Below are 2588 nucleotides of genomic sequence, written 5' to 3' on the forward strand. Positions count from 1 at the left end.
TAACGGGGTAGAATTTGAGACTTTAATTTGGACTGGAGTTTTAGGAATTGTTTTATTTATCATTTTTATTCTCGTTTGGATTTATGCCGAATGGAAAATCATTTTAAAACTAAAACAAAAACTTTCAGGATTAATCGAAGGAATGCAAAGCATCTTAAAAATGAAAGACAAATGGAAGTATATTTTTCATTCATTCTTTATTTGGTTTTCTTACTTAGCGATGTTTTATGTAACCATTTTTGCCCTACCTGAAACAGCTGATATTAGTTTTGATGTTGTAGTGATGGGATTTATTTTCGGAACACTAGCTGTAGGATTTACAAATGGCGGATTAGGCGCTTATCCTTTAGCGGTAGCTTCTATTTTAAGCTTGTACGGAATTTCGGAAGGAATTGGAACTGCTTTTGGTTATTTAATCTGGGTTTCTCAAACACTTTTAACCATTTTCTTAGGATTATTATCTTATTTGCTTTTACCTATTTTAAATAAAAAATAAATTAGTAAATTGCTAATCTATTTAACCAAACTATTTAAAATGAAAACCAAACTTTTCCTTTTTGCTTTACTGGTATCGTCATGTCTATTTGCACAGCGTACACCAGAAACCATCGAATCTAAGAAATTAGGCACACGAACTTTTACGGTTGTAACACCACCATCATACGCAACTAGCCCAGAAAAAAGCTACCCAACTTTATTAATTTTAGATGGCGAATACCTACTAGATCCTTTTGAAGGAATTCTAAAATATGGCGCTTATTGGGACGATTTACCAGAAATGATCATCATCGCTGTAAATCAAAATTATGGCGAAACTCGTTTTGCAGATAGTGAATTTGACGAGGCGGGATTTCCTTCTGGTACAGGAGCAAATTTCTTTGAATTCATTGGACAAGAACTATATCCTTATGTAGACAAAACGTATCGCACTATTCCTTTCCGAATGGTTGCTGGACATGACACAACTGCCGGTTTCTTGAACTTTTATTTGTACAAAGATAATCCGATTTTCAACGCTTACATTTCGTTAGCTCCAGAAATGGCTCCAGAAATGGAAAAACGTGTAGCAGAACGTTTGGCTAAAATGACCAAACCTGTTTTCTATTATCAAGCAACAGGAGAAGGTGATTTAAAAGAAATCAACGAAAAAGCAGCAGAATTAGATGCTAATATCAAAGCTATTCCAAATGCTACTTTTAAATATCAAAACGATGCTTTCAAAGGCGCTTCGCATTATTCATTAGTTGCTAAAGCGGTGCCAAATGCTATTTATTTTATTTTTGATGGTTACCAACCGATTTCTATGGTGGAATTTCAAGATAAAATTTTAAAATTAGATGCAGGTTACACCGATTATTTAATTGCCAAATATGACGAATTAGAAAAACGTTTCGGCTTTAAAATGAAACCAAGATTATCTGACTTTAAAGCTATTGAAGCAGCAATCATGAAAAACAAAGCCTATAATGAGTTACTTCCTTTAAGTGATTACGCTAATAAACATTACCCTAAAACCACTTTAGGAACGTATCACGAAGCTGTGTATTACGAAAAAACAGGTAACTACAAAAGAGCAATTAAAACCTATCAAAAAGCTTTTACACAAGAAGCAATTCGTGAATTAACTAAAGATTTCATGCTAAATCGTGCAGAAGCTTTAAAAGGAAAACCAGACAAACCAACTGAAGAGGCTCCAGCAGAAGTTCCAGCGGAAACTCCAACAGAAGAACCAACAGAAAAACAGGAATAAAACAAAATGAGTAAAGTAAAAACGGCTTTCTTTTGCCAAAATTGTGGCACCCAATATTCAAAATGGCAAGGGCAATGTAACGCTTGTAAAGAATGGAATACCATTGTTGAAGAATTGGTTCAAAAAGAAGAAAAAGTAGCTTGGAAAACCACAACCGCAACTTCAAAAGCCGCAACTAAACCTTTACTTGTAAAAGAAATAGACACCGCACAAGAAATCCGATTGAACACGACAGATAACGAGTTGAATCGGGTTTTGGGTGGCGGATTGGTTCCGGGTTCTCTTACGTTGTTAGGTGGCGAACCAGGAATTGGAAAAAGTACATTGCTATTACAAATTGCTTTAAAATTACCCTACAAAACCCTTTACGTTTCGGGAGAAGAAAGCCAAAAACAGATAAAAATGCGTGCCGAACGCATTACTTCTAATGGCGATAATTGCTACATTTTAACCGAAACCAAAACCCAAAATATCTTCCGTCAAATTTTGGAAATTGAACCCGATATTGTGATTATCGATTCGATTCAAACCTTGCATACGGATTATATTGAATCCTCTGCGGGAAGTATTTCTCAGATTAGAGAATGTACGGCTGAGTTGATAAAATTTGCCAAAGAAACCAATACACCCGTACTTTTAATTGGACACATAACCAAAGACGGAACTATTGCTGGACCAAAGATTTTAGAACACATGGTCGATACCGTTTTACAATTTGAAGGCGATAGAAATCACGTGTACCGCATTTTACGTTCGTTAAAAAACCGTTTTGGTTCTACTGCCGAATTAGGCATTTACGAAATGCAAGGTTCAGGCTTACGCGAAGTAGACAATCCAT

At 35.4% G+C, this 2588-nt stretch carries 3 protein-coding genes; all 3 read left to right on the plus strand.

Annotation, left to right across the window (positions count from 1 at the left end):
- Window positions 1–496, plus strand: a 496-nt coding sequence (locus L6Q46_RS13570; RefSeq protein WP_291284755.1) for a TIGR00374 family protein, incomplete at its 5' end; no start/stop codon positions are given.
- A gap of 39 nt (window positions 497–535) precedes the next feature.
- Window positions 536–1750, plus strand: a complete 1215-nt coding sequence (locus L6Q46_RS13575; protein ID WP_291284756.1) for an alpha/beta hydrolase-fold protein — start codon at window positions 536–538, stop codon at window positions 1748–1750.
- A gap of 6 nt (window positions 1751–1756) precedes the next feature.
- Window positions 1757–2588, plus strand: an 832-nt coding sequence (locus L6Q46_RS13580) for a DNA repair protein RadA (RefSeq protein ID WP_291284757.1), incomplete at its 3' end; no start/stop codon positions are given.

The organism is Flavobacterium sp., assembly GCF_023151265.1.
Classification (GTDB): Bacteria; Bacteroidota; Bacteroidia; order Flavobacteriales; family Flavobacteriaceae; genus Flavobacterium.

Excerpts from the sequence above, each read along its gene's own strand:
- L6Q46_RS13575 (WP_291284756.1), top strand. The coding sequence starts at position 536 with ATGAAAACCAAACTTTTCCTTTTTGCTTTACTGGTATCGTCATGTCTA.